Below are 19,030 nucleotides of genomic sequence, written 5' to 3'. Positions count from 1 at the left end.
GTCACAGCATGCTGGCGTGCGCGGCGACCAGCCGCCATCCGGTTTCCTCGGCGAAGGCCCAGGTCCGCGTGTACCGCATCCGCGCCGCGAACGAGGTGCCCTTGAACGTGCCGGCGAGCTGACCCAGGAAGCAGGTCACCCCGGTCCGGTCGTGGACGAGGACGATCAGGTCCTCCTCCTCGACCTTCGTGACCTTCTGCTCGCCGGAGCGGTGCAGGTGGAGGTCGTCGCCCTTGCCGTACAGCAGCCCGTCGGGGCCGGTGAAGACCAGGCGCTCGTCGAGCACCTCGTCCAGCACCGCCACGTCGCCGGCCAGCTGCGCGGCCTGCAGGCGGCGCTCGGCGGCCCGCAGGCCGTCCTCCGACGGGGCCGTCACAGCGAACGCGCCAGGCGGTCCGCGACCAGGCGGGTGAAGCGCGCGGGATCCGCGAGCTCCCCGCCCTCGGCGAGCAGCGCCACCCCGTGCAGCAGCTCCGCCGTCTCCACGAGCCCCTCGTCGTCAGGCGAGGCCGAGAACGCCGAGCGCAGCCCCGTGACCAGCGGATGCGTCGGGTTCAGCTCCAGGATCCGCTTGGTGCGCGGCAGCTCCTGCCCCATCGCGCGGTACATCTTCTCCAGTGTCGGCGTGATGTCGTGCTCGTCGCCGACGATGCAGGCCGCCGAGGTGGTGAGCCGCGAGGACAGCCGCACGTCCTTCACGTCGTCCTGGAGCTTCTCGCCGAGCCACTTGAGCAGCGGCGCGAACTCCTCCTGCTGCTCGGCCGGCGTCTCCGTGGCGCCGAGGTCGACCTGCCCCTTGGCGATCGACTGCAGCTGCTTGCCGTCGAACTCGGTGATCCGCTCGACCCACACCTCGTCGACGGGGTCGGTGAGGATCAGCACCTCGTAGCCCTTGGCGAGGAACGCCTCCATGTGCGGCGAGTGCTCGACCATGGCCCGCGACTCGCCGGTCATGTAGTAGATGTCCTTCTGGTCCTCCTTCATCCGCGACACGTAGTCACGCAGCGAGGTCAGCTCGCCGGACGCGGTCGACGGCAGGAGGAGCAGGTCGAGCAGGGCGTCGCGGTTGTCGGCGTCGTCGATCAGGCCTTCCTTGAGCGCCCGGCCGAACTCGCTCCAGAACCCGAGGTACTTCTCCTTGGACTCGCGCATCTCGGTCAGCGTCGAGAGCACCTTCTTCACCAGGCGCCGCCGCACGACCTGGATCTGCCGGTCCTGCTGCAGGATCTCGCGGGAGATGTTGAGCGACAGGTCGTGCGCGTCGACGACGCCCTTCACGAAGCGCAGGTACTGCGGGGTCAGCGCCTCGCAGTCGTCCATGATGAAGACGCGCTTCACGTAGAGCTGCACGCCGCGCTTGCCCTCGCGCATGAACAGGTCGAACGGCGCCCGCGACGGGATGAAGAGCAGGGCCTCGTATTCGAACGTGCCCTCCGCCTTCATGTGGATCGTCTCGAGCGGATCGGTCCAGTCGTGCGAGACGTGCTTGTAGAACTCGTGGTACTCCTCGTCGCTGACCTCGCTGCGCGGCCGTGCCCAGAGGGCCTTCATCGAGTTCAGCGGCGTGTCGGAGTCGCCGAGGCGGATGGGCCAGGCGATGAAGTCCGAGTAGCGCTTGACGATCTCGCGGATCTTCCGGTCCGCGGCGTAGTCGTGCAGCTGGTCGTCGGTGTCCTCGGGCTTGAGGTGCAGCGTCACCGAGGTGCCCTGCGGCGCGTCGTCGACGGGCTCGATCTCGTACGTGCCCTCGCCGGCGGACTCCCAGCGGGTGCCGCCCTTCTCGCCGGCCCGCCGGGTCACCAGCGTGACCTTGTCGGCGACCATGAACGTCGAGTAGAACCCGACCCCGAACTGCCCGATCAGCTCCTGCTTCGCGGCGGCGTCCTTCGACTCGCGCATCTTGCGCAGCATCTCGGCCGTGCCCGACTTCGCGATCGTGCCGATGAGCTGGACGACGTCGTCGCGGGACATCCCGATCCCGTTGTCCCGGACCGTCAGCGTCCGGTCCTCGGCCGAGACCTCGAGGGAGATGTGCAGGTCGGAGGTGTCGGCCTCCAGATCCTTGTCGATCAGCGACTCGATGCGGAGCTTGTCCAGGGCATCGGACGCGTTGGAGATCAGTTCCCGCAGGAAGATGTCCTTGTTCGAGTAGATCGAGTGGACCATCAATTGCAGGAGCTGCCGCGTCTCGGCCTGAAACTCCAGCGTTTCGCTGCTCACCTGAGATCCCCTTCCGTGAAGATGCCGCAGAAAAGAATACGTGGACGCTGGGGTAGAAAGGTGACCATGCGGCAGTACCTGCTCAGCGTGGTCGAGCCCAGCGAGGGCGAGCCTCCGTCGCCGGCGGAGATGGCGGCGATCGACGCGGACGTGACCGCGTTCGACCGGGAGGTGCGCGAGGCCGGCGTGTGGGTGTTCTCCGGTGGCCTCCTGCCGCCGTCGACGGCGACCGTGCTGCGGCCGGGCTTCGTCAGCGACGGCCCGTTCGCCGAGGGCAAGGAGCATCTCGGCGGGTTCTGCGTCATCGCCGTCGAGGACCGCGCGGCCGCCCTGGCGTGGGCGGACAGGTTGATGCGCGCCTCGCGGCTGCCGATCGAGGTCCGGCCCTTCCGTTGACCTCGGTGGAGCGGGTCTTCCGGGAACAGTACGGGCGCGCCGTCGCCGTCCTGGTCGGGCTGCTCGGCGACATCGACCTCGCCGAGGAGGCGGTGCAGGAGGCGTTCGCCACGGCCGTCGCCCACTGGGCCACGGAAGGCCCGCCGCCGAGCCCCGCCGGCTGGATCATCACCACCGCCCGCAACCGGGCGATCGACCGGCTGCGCCGGGAGGCCAAGCGCTCCGGGAAGCACCAGGAGGCGGCGCTGCTGCACGGCCCTCCCGAGGAGGGTCCCGACCTGCTCCGGCTGATCTTCACCTGCTGCCATCCAGCACTGTCGATGGGAGCGCAGGTGCCACTGGCGCTCCGGCTGCTCGGCGGGTTGTCCACCGTGGAGATCGCGCAGGCACTGCTCGTGCCCGAGACGACCGTCGCACAACGCATCGTGCGGGCGAAACAGAAGATCCGCGACGCCCGCATCCCCTACCGGGTGCCATCGGACGAGGAGCTCCCCGCGCGGCTGCCGCCCGTCCTCGCCGTCATCTATCTGATCTTCAATGAGGGGTACACCGCCGGCTCCGGCGAACGGCTCGTCCGCGACGACCTGTGCGCGGAGGCGATCCGGCTCGGCCGCCTGCTGCACCGGCTGCTGCCGGACGAGCCCGAGGTCACCGGGCTGCTCGCGTTGATGCTGCTCATCGAGGCGCGGCGACCCGCGCGCACCGGGCCGGACGGGGCGCTCGTCCTGCTGCGCGACCAGGACCGCGGCCAGTGGGACGCCGGCCTCATCGCGGAGGGCCACGGACTCGTCAGACAATGCCTGGAGCTCGACCGGCCCGGCGTCTACCAGCTGCAGGCCGCGATCAACGCCGTCCACACCGACGGGCCGAGCACCGACTGGCCGCAGGTGTTGCGCCTGTACGACCAGCTGCTGCACCTGTCACCCACACCGGTCGTGGCGCTCAACCGTGCGGTCGCCGTCGCCGAGGTGACCGGACCGGAGACGGCGCTGGCCCTGGTCGAGGCCCTCGATCTGCCCGACTACCACGTGTTTCACGCCGTGCGGGGTGATCTGCTGGGCCGGCTCGGCCGCGTCGCCGAGGCGCGGGAGGCGTTCGGCCGGGCCGCCGCATTGGCCGGCAACGATGTGCAGCGGGCGTACCTTATGACGCGTCGCACTTGAAGAACCGTGACAACCGGTGGCACGCTCGAATGGTGAACCACGCAGCCTTGGCCGAGATCCTCGCGATCACCTTCATGGTCGCCGTCCTCGCCCTTGCGATCGTCGCGGTCCCGGCACCGAAGCGTCGCGACGGCGGCGACGCGCGCGGGATGAGCGCCGACCCGCGCGCGTGGCGCGGCGTCTTCTACGTCAACCCGGACGACCCCGCGCTGTTCGTGCCGAAGCGGCAGGGCGTCGGGTGGACGCTCAACTTCGGCCACAAGTGGACGTGGCGGCTGGTCTGGTTGATGATCGGCTCGCTGGTGGCGTCCGTGGTGCTCAGCACGGCCCTGTCCCGGGACTGACGCTCACCCTTCGACCGCTTCAGCCACGGGGCCGCCCGGCGCTCTCGCCGAGGCGGGCGGCCAGCGCGCGCACCTCGTCGCGCAGCGCCTCCGGGCGCCTGATCGTGAAGTCCCAGCCGAGGCCGGCCAGCATCCGCGCCATCCCGTCGAGGCGCTCGGCGCGGCAGGTCAGCAGCACGCCGTCCGGGTGCACGGCGAGCGTCCCGACCGCCGGCGGGATCCGGCTCGCGGCGTCCGAGAGCTCGGCGCGTAACACCACCTCCACCTCGTGCCGGAACGGCACCGCCGCCAGTTTCCGCAGCACGTGCGCCACGGCGTCGAAGTCGGGCGGCGGCTCGAAGTACACCTGCAGGCTCGTGATCGACCGGATCCGGTCCAGCCGGAACGTGCGGATCTCGCCGCTGCGGTGGTCGTGCCCGGCGGTGTACCACCGTCCGTTGTGGACGACGACGCCATACGGGTCGAAGTCGCGCTCGGTGTCCTCGTCGCGCCACGACCGGTAGGCCAGCCGGACCCGCCGGTGCGCGCGGGTCGCCTCGCCGAGCGCGAGCAGCTGCTCGACCGGAGCCTTCTTCTCCGCGTGTACGGCGGTGAACCCCAGCGTCTCGCGGACCGCCTGGACCCGCTCGCGCAGCCTGGCCGGCAGGACCCGCTCGACCTTGGCCAGCGCCGCCGGCGCCCCCACCCCCTGCCGTTCCGCGGCCAGCAGGCCGAACACCACCGACACCGCCTCGTCGTCGGTCAGCATCAGCGGCGGCAGCTTGTACCCGGGCAGCAGCCGGTAGCCGCCGTACCGCCCGCGCTCCGCCTGCACCGGGACGCCCAGGTCGGCGAGGGTGGTGGCGTACCGGCGGACCGTGCGGCCGTCGACCTCCAGGCGGCGCGCCAGCTCGGGCCCGGTCAGGCCGGGCTGCGCCTGGAGCAGCTCCAGCATCGCGAGCACCTTGCCGGTCGACATGTTCTTCTTCTTATCAGGACTTTTATCAGGGCGTGATCCGCCCGGATATCGTCCTACGGTCGTGGCATGACGCACTTCATCCTTGTTCCCGGTATGTGGCTCGGCGGTTGGGCCTGGGACGCGGTCGCCGCGCCGCTGCGCTCCGCCGGCCACGACGTGACCGCGCTGAGCCTCGACCTGCGCGCGGGCGCCACCCTCGACGACCACATCACGCAGGTCACCGCCGCCGTCGCGGATGCCGCGGAGGTGGTGCTGGTCGGGCACAGCTACGGCGGTCTGCCGGTCCGGGGCGCGGCGGACTTTTTGAAGGTTTCACGAGTGATCTATGTGGACAGCGGCCCTCTGCCGGACGGCGTCTCGCAGGCCGACGTGTCCCCGCCGGCTTCCCCTGACGGCGTGTTCATCCCGCCGCCGTCGTTCGACCCCGCTGACGACCCGGTGCAGTTCGCCGGCCTGCATCCGTCACAGTTCTCCCGCGCCGTCCCACACCCGCTGGCCAGCGCGTTGTCGCCGCTGCGGCTCTCGTCCGCGGCGCAGCCGCCGACCGACCTGATCTGCTCGACGTTCGCCGTTGCCGACGTCCACCAGATGATCGACGGCGACCATCCCTTCTTCGCCGGCCTGGACCGCGGCGACTACCGCGTCCACGAACTGCCGACCGGCCACTGGCCGATGCTCAGCCGCCCGGCGGACCTGGCCGCTGTGATTTTGTTTTGCGCAGGTCGGCACGGGGATTGACGGTGTGTGCGGCGATTTTTTGTCGGGGGGTAGGTGCAGACTGCTGGCATGGGTCCGGGGAGTCGTGGTCGTAGCCACAAACGCAGGCACCGTCAGCAGTCTGTCCACCGCCGCACGCCGCACCGGCGCGCTCCTTCGACCGCGGCCGGTCCGCCGGGCCTCTTCGCCGCGGTCGTGGGCGACGTCGACCCCCTCCTGCGGCGCATCCTCGGCGGGCCCGCCGCCCTGGTCCCTGACGACGACCCGACCGACGCCGAGTTCGCGGGCGCCGCGTTCGTGTCGATGGCCGCCCTCACCATCGGCGACCCGATGGCCCACGTCACTGCCGGCAGCACCCTCGAGGCCGTCCTGCTCTCCGACGTGATCCCCAGCTTCGAGCGCGCCACCACCCCCATGGCCCCAGCCGTCGTCCTCGGCCTCGGCAGCGTCGCCGGCGGCCGGGTCGCCGACGCGTCCGCGGCCGCGGTCGAGCGCATGGTCGCCGCCGGCGCCCGCCGCCCCGTCTGGTCCCCGGAGCTCGCCGGCCCCCAGCACGCGGGCGGCTGCCACCGCCTCGTCGCCGCCGACGGCACCGTCGCCGGCCTCGGGTTCTCGGTCGCCCGCGCGGGCTGGACCCGCTCCGTCGAGTGCTATCTCGACCGCGAGGACGGCCGCCTCACCCGCACCTACCTCACCTTCCTCGTCGGCGTCGGCTCCCCCGCCCACGAGCAGCAGCTCGGCGTCCGCCGCCACCTCCACGAGGCCATCCGCGCCGTCCGCGAAGACGTCCCGGCCGCCGCCTTCCGCACCTTGGTGGAGGACGCCCTGCAGCGCAGCGACCTCCACGACAGGCACCGCCCCACCCCGCTGATCGACCCCTTCATCTTCGCCGCCGACACCCTCACCTCCCCGATCGACGACGCCCCCGCCAGCCCGCTGGTCCGCACCGTCACCCCGCTGCTGCGCGCCTGGATGCGCGGCCTCCCCCGCGAGATCCGCCGCCTCCAGTGACCCACTTCCCCGACCTCTCACCCCCACGCGCCCACACCCGGCCGCGGACAGGAGGCCCTCACCAGACCGCAGACCCATGACCTGAGCCAACGCCCCGCCCCGCCCCGCCCCGGGGAGTCTGTCCCGCCCCGCGTGTCGGAAGCCTGCGCCAAGGGTGGATGGCGGCGCCGGCAGCTGCAGGCAGGACGGACAGCGGCGCCCAGCCTGTATGCCTCCGTGGTTGCTGAGCCGGCACCGGCGGTCGCCGCCGGAGTGGGTGGCGGTCACCGGACCGTGCGCTTCCCAGGTGTGGGCCGGCACCCGCATCCAGTCGCGGGGCAAGGCGTTCGCTGCCTGCCACGCGTCCGCAGGTTCGAGCCGGCGCCTTCGCGTCGGCCGCGGGAAGCAAGGCTGGCAGTCGCAGGTCAGCCACCGGGCCGGAGCGATCGCCGCGTCCATGTGCCCACAAGATATTGCCCCGGACTCCATGCTCAGCCGATCACGGCCGGCACCGCGTCCGGTCGCAGGCTGCCACGGTCCGGGGGTTCTTGATCGAAGGATGGATCCGGTCGTTGGGGTGGCCAGAAGCGTCCTTCGATCGAGAACCGCGGGCTCGGGGGGACCGGCGGGTTGCGGGGGCGCGCGACACTGGCAGGGCGCGGGGGTGGGCGGGCGCGACGTGAGGAATCGGCGGCAGTGGACGAGTTGCTCGAGGACGCGGCGAAGGTCGGCACCATGGGGCAGCTTGCTCGGGTGCTGCGGGAGTTACGGGTGCGGGAGTCGGGGCGGGCGGGGCAGCCGCGGTTGACGTACCGGCGGATCGCGGCGCTGACGGGGTGGTCGCACGGGATCGTCGGGGAGTATCTGGCCGGGCGGGTGCTGCCGCCGACGGATCGGTTCGACGAGCTGGTCAGGCTGCTCGGGGCCACGCCGGACGAGCAGCGGGCGCTGGCGTCGGCGCGGGACAGGGTGGAGGAGCTGCGGGCGGCCGGGGTGCCCAAGGGGGATGAGGCGCCGCGGCAGTTGCCGGCGGATCTGGCCATGTTCGCCGGGAGGACGGGGCAGCTCGCTCACCTCGACGGGCTGCTCGACCGGCGGCGGCGGGCGATCGTGGTGTCGGGGACGGCGGGGGTCGGGAAGACGGCGCTGGCCGTACATTGGGCGCATCGGATGACGCGCACGTTTCCGGACGGTCAGCTGTTTCTGGACCTGCGTGGGTTCGGGCCGAGCAGCCGCGACCCGGTCAGCCCGTTCGACGCGCTCGGTGTCGCGTTGGGGTTACTGGGGGTGCCGCCGGCGCAGGTGCCCGCGGACGCCGGGGCGCGGGCTCGGCGGTACCGGCAACTCCTGCGCGACAAGCGGATGTTGATCGTGTTGGACAACGCGTCGACGGCTGAGCAGGTGCGGCCGTTGCTGCCGGGCACGGGGGCGGCGCTCGCGCTGGTCACGAGCAGGTCGGACCTGACGGAACTGGTGGCGGCCGATGGCGCGTATCCGGTGACGCTCGACCTGCTCGACGTCGGCGAGGCCAGGGCGCTGCTCGCGGGGCGGATCGGCGCGGCGCGGGCGGAGCGGGAGCCGGCGGCGGTCGACGCGATCGTCGCGGCGTGTGCGCGGCTGCCGCTGGCGCTGTCGGTCGTGGCGGCGCGGGCGGCGTTGCATCCGGACTTCAGTCTCGCCGCGATCGCCGCGGATCTGACGGGGGCGCGCAGCCGGCTGGACGCGCTGCGGTCCGACGACCCGAAGGCCGACGTCGAGACGGTGTTCTCGTGGTCGTACCAGCGACTCAGCCCCAACGCGCAGCGGCTCTTCCGGCTCGGCGGCCTGCACCCCGGCCCGCAGCTCGGGATCGCGGCCGCCGCGGCGATCGCCGGGCTGCCGCGCGAGACGGTCCTGCCGCTGCTGGCGGAGCTTGTACGGGCGCAGCTGGTGATCGAGGGACGGCCGGGGCGGTTCGGCATGCACGACCTGCTGTGTGCGTACGCCGCCGATCTCACCCGCGTCGCCGACCCCGCCCCGGAGCGCGCCGCCGCGCGTAAGCGGCTGATCTCGCACTACGTCGAGGCGGCCACGGCCGCGGCGATGGCGCTCAATCCTTCGCGGGACCCGGCGGGGCTGCCCGCACCCGCCGCGCGGAAGGTCCCGGACGGGGAGGCGGCGGCGTGGTTCGAGGAGGAGCGGACGGCGCTCATCGGCACCGTGCAGCTGGCGGTGGCGTGCGGGGCGGACCGGGAGGCGTGGCGCCTGGCCTGGGCGATGGCCGACCACCTCGACAGGAGTGGGCGCTGGGGCGACTGGATCGCCACGCAGCGGGCCGCGGTCGGCGCCGCCGAGCGGCTCGGTGACCGGGCGGCGCTCGCACTGGCGCACCGCAGCCTGTCCGGCGGGTTGATCCGCAGCGGGCGGCACGAGGAGGCGCGGCGGCACCTGCGGGTTGCGTTCGACCTGTTCGTCGAGCTGGCCGACCACGCGGGGGCGGCCCGGTGCCAGCACGCGCTGGCCTGGCTGCTGGAGACGCAGGACCGGTTCGCGGAGGCGGTCGCGCACGACGAGCGGGCGCTGAAGCTGTTCGGGCTCGCGGACGACCCGGTCGGGCAGGCCCGGGCGTTGAACTCGGCGGGCTGGCACCGCGCCCGGCTCGGGCACCACGACGTGGCCCTCGAGTGCTGCGAGGAGGCGTTGGAGCTGCAACGGGCGCTCGGCGACGCGGCCGGTGTCGCGGCGACGCTGGACAGCCTCGGGTACATCCACCACCGCCTCGGCGACCATGACCGGGCGATCGAGCGCTATCAGGACGCGTTGCTGCGCTACGCGGAGCAGGGCGACCGGTTCAACGAGGCCGACACGTCGATCCGGCTCGGTGACACCTGGGCCGCGGCGGGCCGGTGGGATCAGGCGAGGGCGGCGTGGACCCGGTCGCTGAGCACCCTGGACGTGCTCGCCCACCCGAAGGCCGGTGAGGTGCGCAGCCGGCTGCAGCACCGCGGAGCGGGCCCGACGACGCTGTCGGGCCCGCTCCTCCCCATACCCGCGAACTAAGTCGAAACCGTCACGCCCACAGCGCCGGTACGTTCGGTGGCTCCCAGCCGACCTGCGAGGTGTGGCCCTGCAGGCAGCGGTAGGACCGGCCGCCGTAGGTGACGGTCGCGCCGGTCGCGTACACGGTGTTCGGCGCCCACGTCCCGCCCTGCGGCGGGCTCGTCGTCGTGGCCGTCGCGGTCGGACCCGGGCCGCCACCCGAGGTCACAAGGGTCAGCCCGTACGCCTGAAGGATCTCGTTGACGGGCTGGTAGTACATGGTGCCGCCGGAGGTGCAGTTGCCCGAGCCGCCGGAGGTCACGCCCTGCGCCTGGGTGCCCGACAGCCACGAGCCGCCGGAGTCGCCCGGCTCGGCGCAGGCGTTCGTGCGCACGAGCCCGGTCACGGTGCCTTGTGAGTACGTGACGGACGCGTTCTTCTGCTGGATCGTGCCGCAGTGCCAGCCGGTGGTGGAGCCGGAGCGGCAGACGGAGGCGCCGACGGCCGCCTCGGTCGACCCGGCGACGGCGACGGTGCCGCCGCTGTAGTTGTTCACCAGGCCGCGCGGGGTGTTGCCGGCGTCGACCTGGACCCACGAGTAGTCGTTGCCGGGGAAGCTCGACCCGCGGAACGTGCCGCTCGGCTGGGTGGTGCGGGCGCCGGTGGTGCCGCAGTGGCCGGCGGAGACGAAGCCGCCGTTCACGGAGAAGCCGATCGAGCACCTGGTGCCGCTGCCGATGTAGTACGCGTTGCCGCCCACCACGTCGATGTACGGCTTCGGGTCCTCGCTGGTCGCCTCGACGCGGACCGCGGCCTGGTCGACGCCGGCCGCCGCCAGGAAGCCCTGCGCGCCGGATCCGAGGACGACGACGGAGTTGGTGGGCAGGTCCGCGTACCAGCCCTTGACGGTGCGCGGCGCGGCGGACGAGTGCCGGTCGAGCTTGGCGACGATCGCGTCGAGCTGCGCCTCGCTGCGGCTGACCAGGGTCGGGGTCGCGCCGAGGTTGCGGACGCTCTGCTGCTGGCCGGCGTCGGTGATGCCGACGGTGACGGTCCTGCCGTCGGTGGCGACCCAGGTGCCGCCGTAGCGGGCGCCGAGGGTCGTGCGGAGGACCTGCTGGGTGGTCGCGGCGCGGCCGTCGAGGGTGAGACGGTCGCGGGCCTGCGCCGGGGTGAGGTGCAGGTCGCGTTGCATCGCGCTGAAGACAGCGGGTGCGACCCCGGCCGGTGGCGCCGCCGCGGTGTCGGCGACGCCGGTGCCGGCCAGGGCGTTGTGGGTGAGTACGCCGGTCGTGACCAGGGCGGCGGTCACGGTGACGGACAGCACCAGGGCAGTTCTGCGCATCGCAGTTCCTTCCCGGAAGTGCAGCGTTGGGGGTGCTGGCGGTGGTGTCCGGCATCGGGACGGGGGAGGCACCCGGCATCCCGACGCCGGAGATCGTGGGAGGTGCGCAACTGGCTTGTTAACTCCAGTTACCGTCGTTGTTGCGTGAACGCTAGGACGCGCACAGTCGGCTGTCAATACACAGGTGATGTGGGAAGGTGACGCGGTGACGGAGGACGAGTCGCTCGGCGCGCGGATCAGGCGGTTGCGCCTCGACCGCGGGCTCACCCAGCGGGAGGTGGCGGAGCCGCGGTACACCCGCGCGTTCCTGGCCGCGATCGAGGGCGGCGTGCGCGTGCCGAATACCGAGACGCTCGCCCACATCGCGGGCGCGCTCGGGGTCGACGCCGACGACCTGCGCCACGGCCGCCCGGCGGACCTGGCCGGCACACTCTCCGGCGAGCTCGCCGAGGCCCGCCGGGAGCTGTCCCGCGGCCGCACGGCCGAGGCGGCGGCGAAGGCCGACGAGGTCGCCGAGCTGGCGCGCCGGTACGCGCTGCCGGAGCTCCAGTGCCGCGCGGTCCACCTCGCCGGGGACGTCGCGCTGCACCGCGGCGACGTGGGTGCGGCGATCCAGCGGTACGCCGGCGCGAAAACCCTGCTGGAGCAGCAGGACGTCACGCTGCGCGCCGCGGTGGTCGCGCGGGAGGCCTACTGCCTGCAGATCACCGGCGCCACCGGCGAGGCGATCACGTTGCTCGAGGCCGAGCTGCGCGCCGTCCGCGCCGCGGCCGACCCCGATCCCGACGCGCAGGTCCGGTTGACGAGCGCACTGGTGTACACGTTCCTGGAGCTGGACTGGCGCGAGCGGGCCCGCCGGCTGGAGCGGGAGGCGCTGCCGCTGCTACCGCGGGTGCGCAACCGCGAGTGGCTCGCGCAGTTCAGCGTCACCGTCGCCCAGCAGCGGCGCGACCACGACCTCGCCGACACCGAGCGGCTGCTCGGCGAGGCCCTGGCCATCTACACCTCGCTCGGGCTCACCCGCGAGATCGGCATCTGCCAATGGGCGCACGGTTACGTGCTGCGCCGCGTCGGACGGGTCCGCGAGGCCGCGGAGCGCTTCGAGCAGGCCAGGGCGATCCTGCGCGAGGTCGGCGCCGTGCAGGACCTGGCCGGCGCAACCCTTGAGCTCGCGGAGGCGCGCCGGCTCGACGGCGACCTGGACGAGGCCGAGCGGCTCGCGGGCGAGGCCGTCGACATCTGCCGCCGCACCCCCCACCAGGAGTGCATGGCCGAGGCCGACCGAATCCTCGGGCGGATCGCGGGTGCCCGCTCCCCCGGGTCTCCTGTTGCGGACCAGCTGCTCAGCGCCGCCGCGGATCGTTACGAAGAGTCAGGGCTCGTTGCCGAACTCGTGACGACGAGCAGGTTGTTGGGCGAGCAACGGCGGGCCGGGGGTAACGTCGAGGGTGCGGCGGAGAGCTTCCGGCGGGGGCTGCTCGCCGCGGCCCGGCTGCCTGAGGGCGGATCGCTGTGAGCGGGGTCGGTGAACGGATCCAGGCACTGCGCACCGGCAAGGGGTTGACGCAGCGCGACCTCGCCGAGCCCAACTACACCGCCGCCTATGTCTCGTCCGTCGAAAACGGTCACCGCGTCCCGTCCAGCGACGCGCTCGCACACTTCGCGGCCCGCCTCCGCGTCGACGTCACGCAGCTCACCACGGGCCGCCACCCCGGCGACGCGCTGTCCATCGAGATCGATCTGCTTGAGGAGGTGCAGCCCCAGCCCTGGTACGAGCAGCTCGCCACCGACCCGACCGCGCTCGACACCCGCCGGGCGGCGGCGGAGGTCGTGCTCGGCCGGCGTCGCCTGACGGCCGGCGCGGCCGACGACGCCGTCGCGCACTTCGAGCGGGCCCGGCGGCTGGTCCCGCCGACGCTGGCCCATCTGCGGACTCCCGCGGTGGCCGGGCTCGCGCTGTGCGCACGGCTGCAGGGTGATCCGGGCTATGCCGCGTATCTGCTGACGGGTTTCCGCGACGAGCTGCACCGTGCCGGGCTGCCGGATCCGGCGTCGGTGCTGGCGGTGCACGCGCTGCTCGCGCTGTGCCAGCACGACCTGGGCGAGGACGCGGCACCGGCGGCCTCGACCGCGCTCGCGCTGGCCGGGCCTGGTGCCGAGGCGGTGTCCGCGTTCGTGGCGACGGCCCGGACCCTGGCGGCGTCGAGCCATCTGCCGGAGGCGCGGGCGGCGCTGGCCGCGGCCGGGGCGGCGGTGCTGGAGTCGTGGCTGGCGGACGAGATCGCGGGCGCGTTCCGCATCCGCGCGCGGGCGCGGCTGGCGGCGGGCGACCTGGCGGGCGCGCTGGCCGATCTGACGGCGGCGCGGCAGCGGTCGACGGGGCCTGAGGCGCTGGACGCGCTGGTGGATCTGGCGGAGGTGCACCGGGCGCTGGGCGATCCGGCGACGGCGCGTGCCCTGCTGTCGGCAGCGGATCCTGCGATCGCGCCGGAAGCAGATCTTGTGGCCGAGCCGGACGCGGATGCTCTGATCGCCCCCGGCACCGGCGCTCACGGCGGCACTGCTGGGGGCAACGGCGATGCCGATGCGGACCTCGAAGGCCACCGCCGCGACCGTACCGGTGGCGGCGGGTCGGCGGGCGAGGTGCGCCGGGCTCGTGCGCACCGGGTCCATGCCCTGCTCAGCCAGGACGCCGGCGATCTCGAGTCGGCCGAGCGGCACCTCCGGGCCGCGATCGCCATCCATCGCGGGACCGGGCCGCGGCGGGAGCTCGCCCAGCTCTCCCTCGATCTCGCCGACCTGCTGACCGCGATGCGCCGGCCCGACGACGCCCTGGCCGTGCTCGCCGACGGCCTCACCGCCGTCGACACCCACGCCGGATAGCCGGGCAGGCCGCGACGGTCAGGCAGGCCGCGGCAAGCCGCAGGCCGTGGCGGGTCGGGCAGCCGTGGCGGGTCGGGCAGCCGTGGCGGGTCAGGCCAGTCGCGCGGGGAACCCACCCGTCGCGATCGGCCCCCACGACTCGATCGTGATGCGCAGCAGCGACTTGCCCTGCTGGCGCATCGCTTCCCGGTACTCGTCCCAGTCGGGATGCTCGCCGGAGATGCACCGGAAGTACTCGACCAGCGGCTCCAACGCCTCCGGCAGGTCCAGCACCTCGGCGACCCCGTCGACCTGGACCCAGGGGCCGTTCCACTCGTCGGACAGCACGACGACCGAGACGCGCTCGTCACGGCGGGCGTTGCGGACCTTGGCGCGCTCCGGATACGTCGAGATGACGATCCGGCCCTCCGCGTCGACGCCGCAGGTGACCGGCGAGGCCTGCGGCCGCCCGCCCGCGCGAGTGGTGATGATCAATGCCCGGTGCCGGGTGCGGAGGAACTCGATCAGTCCGGAGCGGTCCACGTCGGTGTTCGTCGCGATGGTACGAGCCATGCCTCAACCCTAGTCGCACCAAGGGTTGAAGGATTTCCGAACTGTGGTTAGGTCGGCTGGTGACCTCCGACGCACCTGGCTGGGACGCCATCGACGCCGCGCTCGACCGCCTCTACCCCGGCATCGAGCCCAAGCACTACGCCACGCTGCTGAAATGGTCGCTCGGCGGCCCGGATCCGCTGGACGGAATCAGCTTCTACGCCCGCGACACACCGGTCCCGCACTGGCACATCGTCAGCTACGGCATGAGTGAGCTGTATTCGGCGCCGAATCCAGACGCGGAATGGTCCGGCTGGGGCTACGAGTTCACATTCCGGGTGCGTCGCGCGCCGCGCGAGACCGAGCCGCCCATCTGGGCCGCCAACTTCCTGCAGAACCTCGCCCGGTACAACTTCAGCAGCGGCAACGGTTTCGCGCCCAATCATCAGATGGACCTCAACGGTCCGATCGCGCTGGAGTACCAGACCCGGATCCGCGCCATTTCCTTCCTCGAGGATCCGGAGCTCGGCGTCATCGACACCCCGTTCGGCAGAGTGCGATTCCTGCAGGTGTTCGGGCTGACCCTGGGCGAATACGCGGCGACCCAGACCTGGAGCACCGAGGCAGTGCTCAAGCTCGCCGCCGGATACGCGCCGCTGTTCATCACCGATCTGGGCCGCACCTCGTTCACCGACATTCCCGCGTTCGCCGAGAAGGTCGCCGCCGGCCGACGCCGCGACGGCTCCTCCACGAGCAGTCTGGCCGTCGCCGAGTTCGCCTGGCTGCCCGACGGCGACGGGTACCGCCTCATCGTCGGCGCCCACGCGGTCGAACGCATCGCCGCCATCCTCCGCGGCCGGCTGCGATTCGGCCGGACCCTGGTCATCGACGGCCCCGACAGCAGCGTCGAGTTCTCTTCCGGCAGTTTCGGCCTCGGCACCAACAGCGACGGCACCCTCTTGAGGATCGTCCTGACGGAAGAAGCCCTCGACAACCTGACCGGCGTCCTCGTCCCCTTGGCCGGCGCGTCCCCCGTCCCCGAAGCCCCCGGCCTCATCGTCGACGTCCGCCCCACCCTCATCCGCGACAGCGACGGCAACGTCGTGGAGCGCATCGGCTGAGCCCTTGGCCGGTCCCACGGAAAATGTCGGTCGGTTTCTTAGAATGGAGGCATGCTCGACCATCTTGGGATCCAGGTCGCCGACTTCGATGCCAGCAAGGCGTTCTACGACGCTGTGCTGGCCCCGCTCGGCGCGAAACGCATGATGGAGTTCCCCGGCGTCGCCGGCTACGGAGTCACCAAGCCCGACTTCTGGCTCGGCCCGGTCACCGTCGACGTCGTCCAGCGCGAGGTCCACGTCGCGTTCTCCGCCGCTGACCGCGACACGGTCATCGCCTTCCACGAGGCGGGCGTCGCCTTAGGCGCCGAGGTCCTCCACGCCCCACGCCTGTTCCCCGAATACCACCCCAACTATTTCGGCGCCTTCCTCCGCGACCCCGACGGCAACAACATCGAGGCCGTCTGCCACCTCCCCGCTCCCTGACCAACAACGCCGCGGAATCGGTGAGCGGCGCCCACCCCACACCGCAGCCTCGCCTGCCCACAACACCGCATTACGCCCGGCCTCAACGCCCGTCGTCACGGCGGAGCGTCTCAACTCTCCTGACCCACGACGCTGCCCTGCAACCCACAACACCGCACCACGCCCGGCCATCCCCGAACCGCGACGCGCGGGACCATCACGGCGGAAGCACCCAGCTGCGCCCTCACCACGCCGCCTACGCTCCACCACACCCAACCTCGGCACGGGTCATCACGGCGGAACGGCGCAAACCGTAACCCACGACGCCGTTCTGCAACCCACAACACCGCACCACGCCCGGCCACCCCCGAACCGCGACCCGCGCGGGATCATCACGGCGGTATCACCAAGCCGCGCCCCACCACGCTGCCCACGCGCATCCACGTCCCAGCCCCAACGCATGTCGACACCGGCGGGATCGGCCAAACCTGACCCGCGACGCAGCACAGGCGCTGCCGTGTCCAACCGCGACACGCGTCGGCGTGGCGGGATGGCCAGCCGGTGACCTACAACACCAGCCAGCGAGTTAGGCGGGTGGGTGGGGGGTGTCTGACATCGCGGCGGCTACCTGGCGTTCGGGGGCCGTGCCGGTGGCGAGGGAGGCGCGGACGCCGGCGATGTCGGCGGGGGAGCGGTTCTGGCTGAGCTTCCACTTGGCTTCGATGCGGGTGATGGCGATCTCGACGCCGACGATGGCGCGGAGTTGGCCTTCGATGAAGGGGCGGGGGGCGTCGTCGACCGACCAGGGGGACGGGCGGGCGGACTCGTGGAGGGTGGTGAGGCGGCGTACCAGGGTCTCGGTCCAGGCGGGGTCGTCGTGGGCGACGAGCGTGCCGTAGACGTGGGCGGTGATGTAGTTCCAGGTCGGCACGACGCGGCCGTGTTCGTGCTTCGTCGCGTAGGCGGAGGGGGTGACGTACGCGTCCGGGCCGCGGACGATGACCAGCGCCTCGGCGGCCGTGTGCTGCCACTGGGTGTTGTTGCGGGCCACGTGTCCGAGCAGGGCACCGGCGTCGGGGTCGAAGAGCAGCGGCAGGGTGGTCGCCACCATCTGCCGGCCGTCCCACGTGACCAGGTCGCTCGCGGCCGGGCGGGACAGCAGCTCGTGGACCGCGGCCTCGGACGGGGCGGCGAAGTGCGCAGGCACGTACATGAGCTCAAGCCTAGAGACCCTCAGCAGCCCTGCCAGAGCACCGGCGCGGGAAGGCCCGAGGCGGTGGCGCTCCAGCCGGCCACCGTGTGGCCGTCGCCGACGATGGTCGCGGCGGCGCCGCGGGTGCCGCCGGTGAGCATCGGCAGCGGGACGACGGTGCCGTCCCGCCAGATGCCGGGCTCGTCCCTGCCGACGCGGCCGGCCAGGGCGCCGGCGGCGGACACCGAGGTGGGCACGATGCGCATGCCGTGGTCGAGAGCGCCGGTGCGCAGGTTCCAGCGCACGACGACGGACTCGGCGGTGAGCTCATCCTTGCCGTCCTCGCCGCCGCGGCTGGTGGAGGCGGTGCCGACCGCCCAGTCGCCGGCGACCGCCTGGCCCTCGCCGCCGCGGTAGCCGGACGGCAGCGGGAGGGCGGTGCCGGCGCCAGCCGCGGTCCAGCGGTACGGGTGCTCGCGGGTGCCGATGGTGCCGACGACCGTGCCGTCGTCGGCGACGCCGGCGGCGAAGGTGTCCTTGCCGCCCGACTGCAGCAGCTTCGGGGTGCCCTGGCCGGAGGGCCAGACGACGGCGCGGGCGGAGAAGTCCGGGGTGCCCGGGAGGTACGCGGTGCCGGCGATCTCGCCACGGGCGTTGACGGCGACGGCCTCGGAGAAGGTCGCTCCGGTGGGGGCGGGCAGGTCCACCACGGCGCCGTCGCGGAAGACGGCGGCCCGGCGGTCCTCCAGCCGGCCGCTGATGCCGGCGACGAGGCCGGAGGCGTTCACGGCGGTCCCGGCGAAGCCGGTCGGCAGCAGCCGGGGGGTGCCGTCGGTCCACAGGATCGTCACGGCGGGGGCCATGTCGTCGCTCGGGAAGGGGACGCCGAGGACGTACCGGCCGGTCGGGTCCGCGGCGATGACGGAGCCGCCGGTGATGCCGGCGGGCAGGGGCAGGGACCGCACCGAGCAGCCGTCCGGCGCGGCACCCGTGATCGCCGGCACGGGTGGCCGGGCCCCGGACGGCCGCAGGGCCACGGCGACGACTGCGACCAGTACAAAAGCGGAAAACGCCGACAGAGCGACCTGCCGGCGCCGGTGGGAGCGGCGGGCACGGACCAGCACGTCCTCGGCGCGCAGGCGCGAGGCGCTGGAGGTACGCCGGGCGTAGTCACGAAGCTGCTCGTCGATCATGACGCGCTCCAGGTGGTCGAGGGGATCGCGCGGCGCAGGGCGGCCAGCGCATAGGCGGTGCGGCTCTTGACCGTGCCTTCGGAGCGGCCGATCAGCTGGGCGACCTCGGCGACCGGCAGGTCGCACAGGAAGCGCAGGACGACGACGACCCGCTGACGCTCCGGGAGCTGGTCGAGGGCCTGCCGGATCAGCAGCCGCTCGTCGACCCGCCCCTCGCCGCCGGCCACCGGGCCGTCCGGGGCGGCGTCCCGCAGCAGGACCCGCGACCAGGGCCGCCGCCGGTCGGCGAGGCACGCCCGGACGACCATGGTGTGCACGTACGCGTCGAGGTTCGACACGTCCGAGATGCGGTGCCAGCGGCGGTACAGCACGGTGAGCGCGTTCTGCACGGCGTCGTCTGCCCGGTCGCCGTCACCGAGGATCAGGTAGGCGACGTGGTGCAGCCGCGGGATCCGCGCCCGGACGTACTCGACGTACTCGTGCTCCTGTTCGGCGCGCAAGGGTGACCTCCACGAAAACCAACCGGCGTCACACATGAAGATGCTCGCCGCCCGGCA

General features: G+C 72.7%; 18 protein-coding genes. 10 read left to right on the top strand and 8 right to left on the bottom strand.

What is annotated here, in order from left to right:
• Position 1: 1 nt before the first annotated feature.
• The gene (locus tag ACQEVZ_RS29010) at positions 2-376 is read right to left on the bottom strand and encodes a nuclear transport factor 2 family protein (RefSeq protein ID WP_344501259.1); all 375 of its coding nucleotides are present in this window, start codon (positions 374-376) and stop codon (positions 2-4) included.
• On the bottom strand, positions 373-2,220 hold the full coding sequence (htpG, locus tag ACQEVZ_RS29005) for a molecular chaperone HtpG (protein WP_433372214.1): 1,848 nt from the start codon (positions 2,218-2,220) through the stop codon (positions 373-375). The genes ACQEVZ_RS29010 and htpG overlap by 4 nt, the downstream gene beginning before the upstream one ends.
• Before the next feature lie 66 nt (positions 2,221-2,286).
• Here htpG and ACQEVZ_RS29000 point away from each other — a divergent pair, with 66 nt between their 5' ends.
• Genes ACQEVZ_RS29000 through ACQEVZ_RS28990 form a run of 3 tightly spaced genes read left to right on the top strand, consistent with a single transcriptional unit; the run spans position 2,287 to position 4,123 of the window.
• Positions 2,287-2,616: a YciI family protein gene (locus tag ACQEVZ_RS29000; protein WP_433377049.1), complete on the top strand. Its 330-nt coding sequence runs from the start codon at positions 2,287-2,289 to the stop codon at positions 2,614-2,616.
• The gene (locus ACQEVZ_RS28995) at positions 2,613-3,779 is read left to right on the top strand and encodes an RNA polymerase sigma factor (RefSeq protein ID WP_433372211.1); all 1,167 of its coding nucleotides are present in this window, start codon (positions 2,613-2,615) and stop codon (positions 3,777-3,779) included. Before ACQEVZ_RS29000 ends, ACQEVZ_RS28995 begins: the two co-directional genes overlap by 4 nt.
• A gap of 32 nt (positions 3,780-3,811) precedes the next feature.
• Entirely contained in the window at positions 3,812-4,123 is a 312-nt protein-coding gene (locus ACQEVZ_RS28990; RefSeq protein WP_344501255.1) for a DUF5808 domain-containing protein, read from the top strand.
• A gap of 19 nt (positions 4,124-4,142) precedes the next feature.
• Here the strand turns inward: ACQEVZ_RS28990 and ACQEVZ_RS28985 are convergent, their stop codons facing one another.
• A complete protein-coding gene (locus tag ACQEVZ_RS28985) occupies positions 4,143-5,081 on the bottom strand; it encodes a helix-turn-helix transcriptional regulator (protein WP_344501254.1) in 939 nt (312 codons plus the stop codon).
• 66 nt (positions 5,082-5,147) lie between these two features.
• On the opposite strand from ACQEVZ_RS28985, the gene ACQEVZ_RS28980 reads away from it, so the two are divergent.
• From ACQEVZ_RS28980 to ACQEVZ_RS28970, 3 genes are all read left to right on the top strand, one after another.
• On the top strand, positions 5,148-5,819 hold the full coding sequence (locus ACQEVZ_RS28980; RefSeq protein WP_433372207.1) for an alpha/beta hydrolase: 672 nt from the start codon (positions 5,148-5,150) through the stop codon (positions 5,817-5,819).
• Positions 5,820-5,993: 174 nt separating this feature from the next.
• Positions 5,994-6,809: a hypothetical protein gene (locus ACQEVZ_RS28975; protein WP_433372204.1), complete on the top strand. Its 816-nt coding sequence runs from the start codon at positions 5,994-5,996 to the stop codon at positions 6,807-6,809.
• 675 nt (positions 6,810-7,484) lie between these two features.
• Positions 7,485-9,827 (top strand): ATP-binding protein, encoded by a 2,343-nt coding sequence (locus tag ACQEVZ_RS28970; protein ID WP_433372201.1) that lies wholly within the window; start codon positions 7,485-7,487, stop codon positions 9,825-9,827.
• A gap of 10 nt (positions 9,828-9,837) precedes the next feature.
• Here ACQEVZ_RS28970 and ACQEVZ_RS28965 read toward each other — a convergent pair whose 3' ends face one another.
• A complete protein-coding gene (locus ACQEVZ_RS28965) occupies positions 9,838-11,151 on the bottom strand; it encodes a carbohydrate-binding protein (protein WP_433372198.1) in 1,314 nt (437 codons plus the stop codon).
• 205 nt (positions 11,152-11,356) lie between these two features.
• On the opposite strand from ACQEVZ_RS28965, the gene ACQEVZ_RS28960 reads away from it, so the two are divergent.
• Both ACQEVZ_RS28960 and ACQEVZ_RS28955 read left to right on the top strand, forming a co-directional pair.
• On the top strand, positions 11,357-12,667 hold the full coding sequence (locus ACQEVZ_RS28960; RefSeq protein ID WP_433372195.1) for a helix-turn-helix domain-containing protein: 1,311 nt from the start codon (positions 11,357-11,359) through the stop codon (positions 12,665-12,667).
• The gene (locus ACQEVZ_RS28955) at positions 12,664-14,034 is read left to right on the top strand and encodes a hypothetical protein (RefSeq protein ID WP_433372192.1); all 1,371 of its coding nucleotides are present in this window, start codon (positions 12,664-12,666) and stop codon (positions 14,032-14,034) included. The genes ACQEVZ_RS28960 and ACQEVZ_RS28955 overlap by 4 nt, the downstream gene beginning before the upstream one ends.
• Positions 14,035-14,124: 90 nt before the next feature.
• Here the strand turns inward: ACQEVZ_RS28955 and ACQEVZ_RS28950 are convergent, their stop codons facing one another.
• Positions 14,125-14,586, bottom strand: coding sequence for a PPOX class F420-dependent oxidoreductase (locus ACQEVZ_RS28950; RefSeq protein WP_344501247.1), 462 nt, complete (start codon positions 14,584-14,586; stop codon positions 14,125-14,127).
• A gap of 59 nt (positions 14,587-14,645) precedes the next feature.
• Here ACQEVZ_RS28950 and ACQEVZ_RS28945 point away from each other — a divergent pair, with 59 nt between their 5' ends.
• A complete protein-coding gene (locus ACQEVZ_RS28945; protein ID WP_433372189.1) occupies positions 14,646-15,686 on the top strand; it encodes a suppressor of fused domain protein in 1,041 nt (346 codons plus the stop codon).
• Between the two features lie 51 nt (positions 15,687-15,737).
• Positions 15,738-16,109: a VOC family protein gene (locus ACQEVZ_RS28940; RefSeq protein WP_433372186.1), complete on the top strand. Its 372-nt coding sequence runs from the start codon at positions 15,738-15,740 to the stop codon at positions 16,107-16,109.
• Positions 16,110-16,674: 565 nt separating this feature from the next.
• Here the strand turns inward: ACQEVZ_RS28940 and ACQEVZ_RS28935 are convergent.
• From ACQEVZ_RS28935 to ACQEVZ_RS28925, 3 genes are read right to left on the bottom strand one after another with little or no spacing between them, the layout of a single operon-like run.
• On the bottom strand, positions 16,675-17,301 hold the full coding sequence (locus ACQEVZ_RS28935) for an FMN-binding negative transcriptional regulator (protein ID WP_433372183.1): 627 nt from the start codon (positions 17,299-17,301) through the stop codon (positions 16,675-16,677).
• Positions 17,302-17,321: 20 nt separating this feature from the next.
• Positions 17,322-18,473 (bottom strand): hypothetical protein, encoded by a 1,152-nt coding sequence (locus ACQEVZ_RS28930; protein ID WP_433372180.1) that lies wholly within the window; start codon positions 18,471-18,473, stop codon positions 17,322-17,324.
• Entirely contained in the window at positions 18,470-18,973 is a 504-nt protein-coding gene (locus ACQEVZ_RS28925) for a SigE family RNA polymerase sigma factor (protein ID WP_433372177.1), read from the bottom strand. The genes ACQEVZ_RS28930 and ACQEVZ_RS28925 overlap by 4 nt, the downstream gene beginning before the upstream one ends.
• Positions 18,974-19,030 lie beyond the last annotated feature (57 nt).

It is taken from the genome of Dactylosporangium sp. CA-152071 (genome assembly GCF_050936335.1).
In the GTDB taxonomy this organism is placed as follows: Bacteria; Actinomycetota; Actinomycetes; order Mycobacteriales; family Micromonosporaceae; genus Dactylosporangium; species Dactylosporangium maewongense.
The sequence above is the reverse complement of the archived record's forward strand: the minus strand, read 5'-3'. Positions and strand labels throughout refer to the sequence as shown.

Bases quoted from the DNA above. Each gene is read 5' to 3' on its own strand.
- ACQEVZ_RS28980 (WP_433372207.1), top strand. From the start codon at position 5,148: ATGACGCACTTCATCCTTGTTCCCGGTATGTGGCTCGGCGGTTGGGCC.
- ACQEVZ_RS28935 (WP_433372183.1), bottom strand. From the start codon at position 17,301: ATGTACGTGCCTGCGCACTTCGCCGCCCCGTCCGAGGCCGCGGTCCAC.
- ACQEVZ_RS29000 (WP_433377049.1), top strand. From the start codon at position 2,287: ATGCGGCAGTACCTGCTCAGCGTGGTCGAGCCCAGCGAGGGCGAGCCT.
- ACQEVZ_RS28940 (WP_433372186.1), top strand. From the start codon at position 15,738: ATGCTCGACCATCTTGGGATCCAGGTCGCCGACTTCGATGCCAGCAAG.
- ACQEVZ_RS28985 (WP_344501254.1), bottom strand. From the start codon at position 5,081: ATGTCGACCGGCAAGGTGCTCGCGATGCTGGAGCTGCTCCAGGCGCAG.
- ACQEVZ_RS28950 (WP_344501247.1), bottom strand. From the start codon at position 14,586: ATGGCTCGTACCATCGCGACGAACACCGACGTGGACCGCTCCGGACTG.
- ACQEVZ_RS28965 (WP_433372198.1), bottom strand. From the start codon at position 11,151: ATGCGCAGAACTGCCCTGGTGCTGTCCGTCACCGTGACCGCCGCCCTG.
- ACQEVZ_RS28930 (WP_433372180.1), bottom strand. From the start codon at position 18,473: ATGATCGACGAGCAGCTTCGTGACTACGCCCGGCGTACCTCCAGCGCC.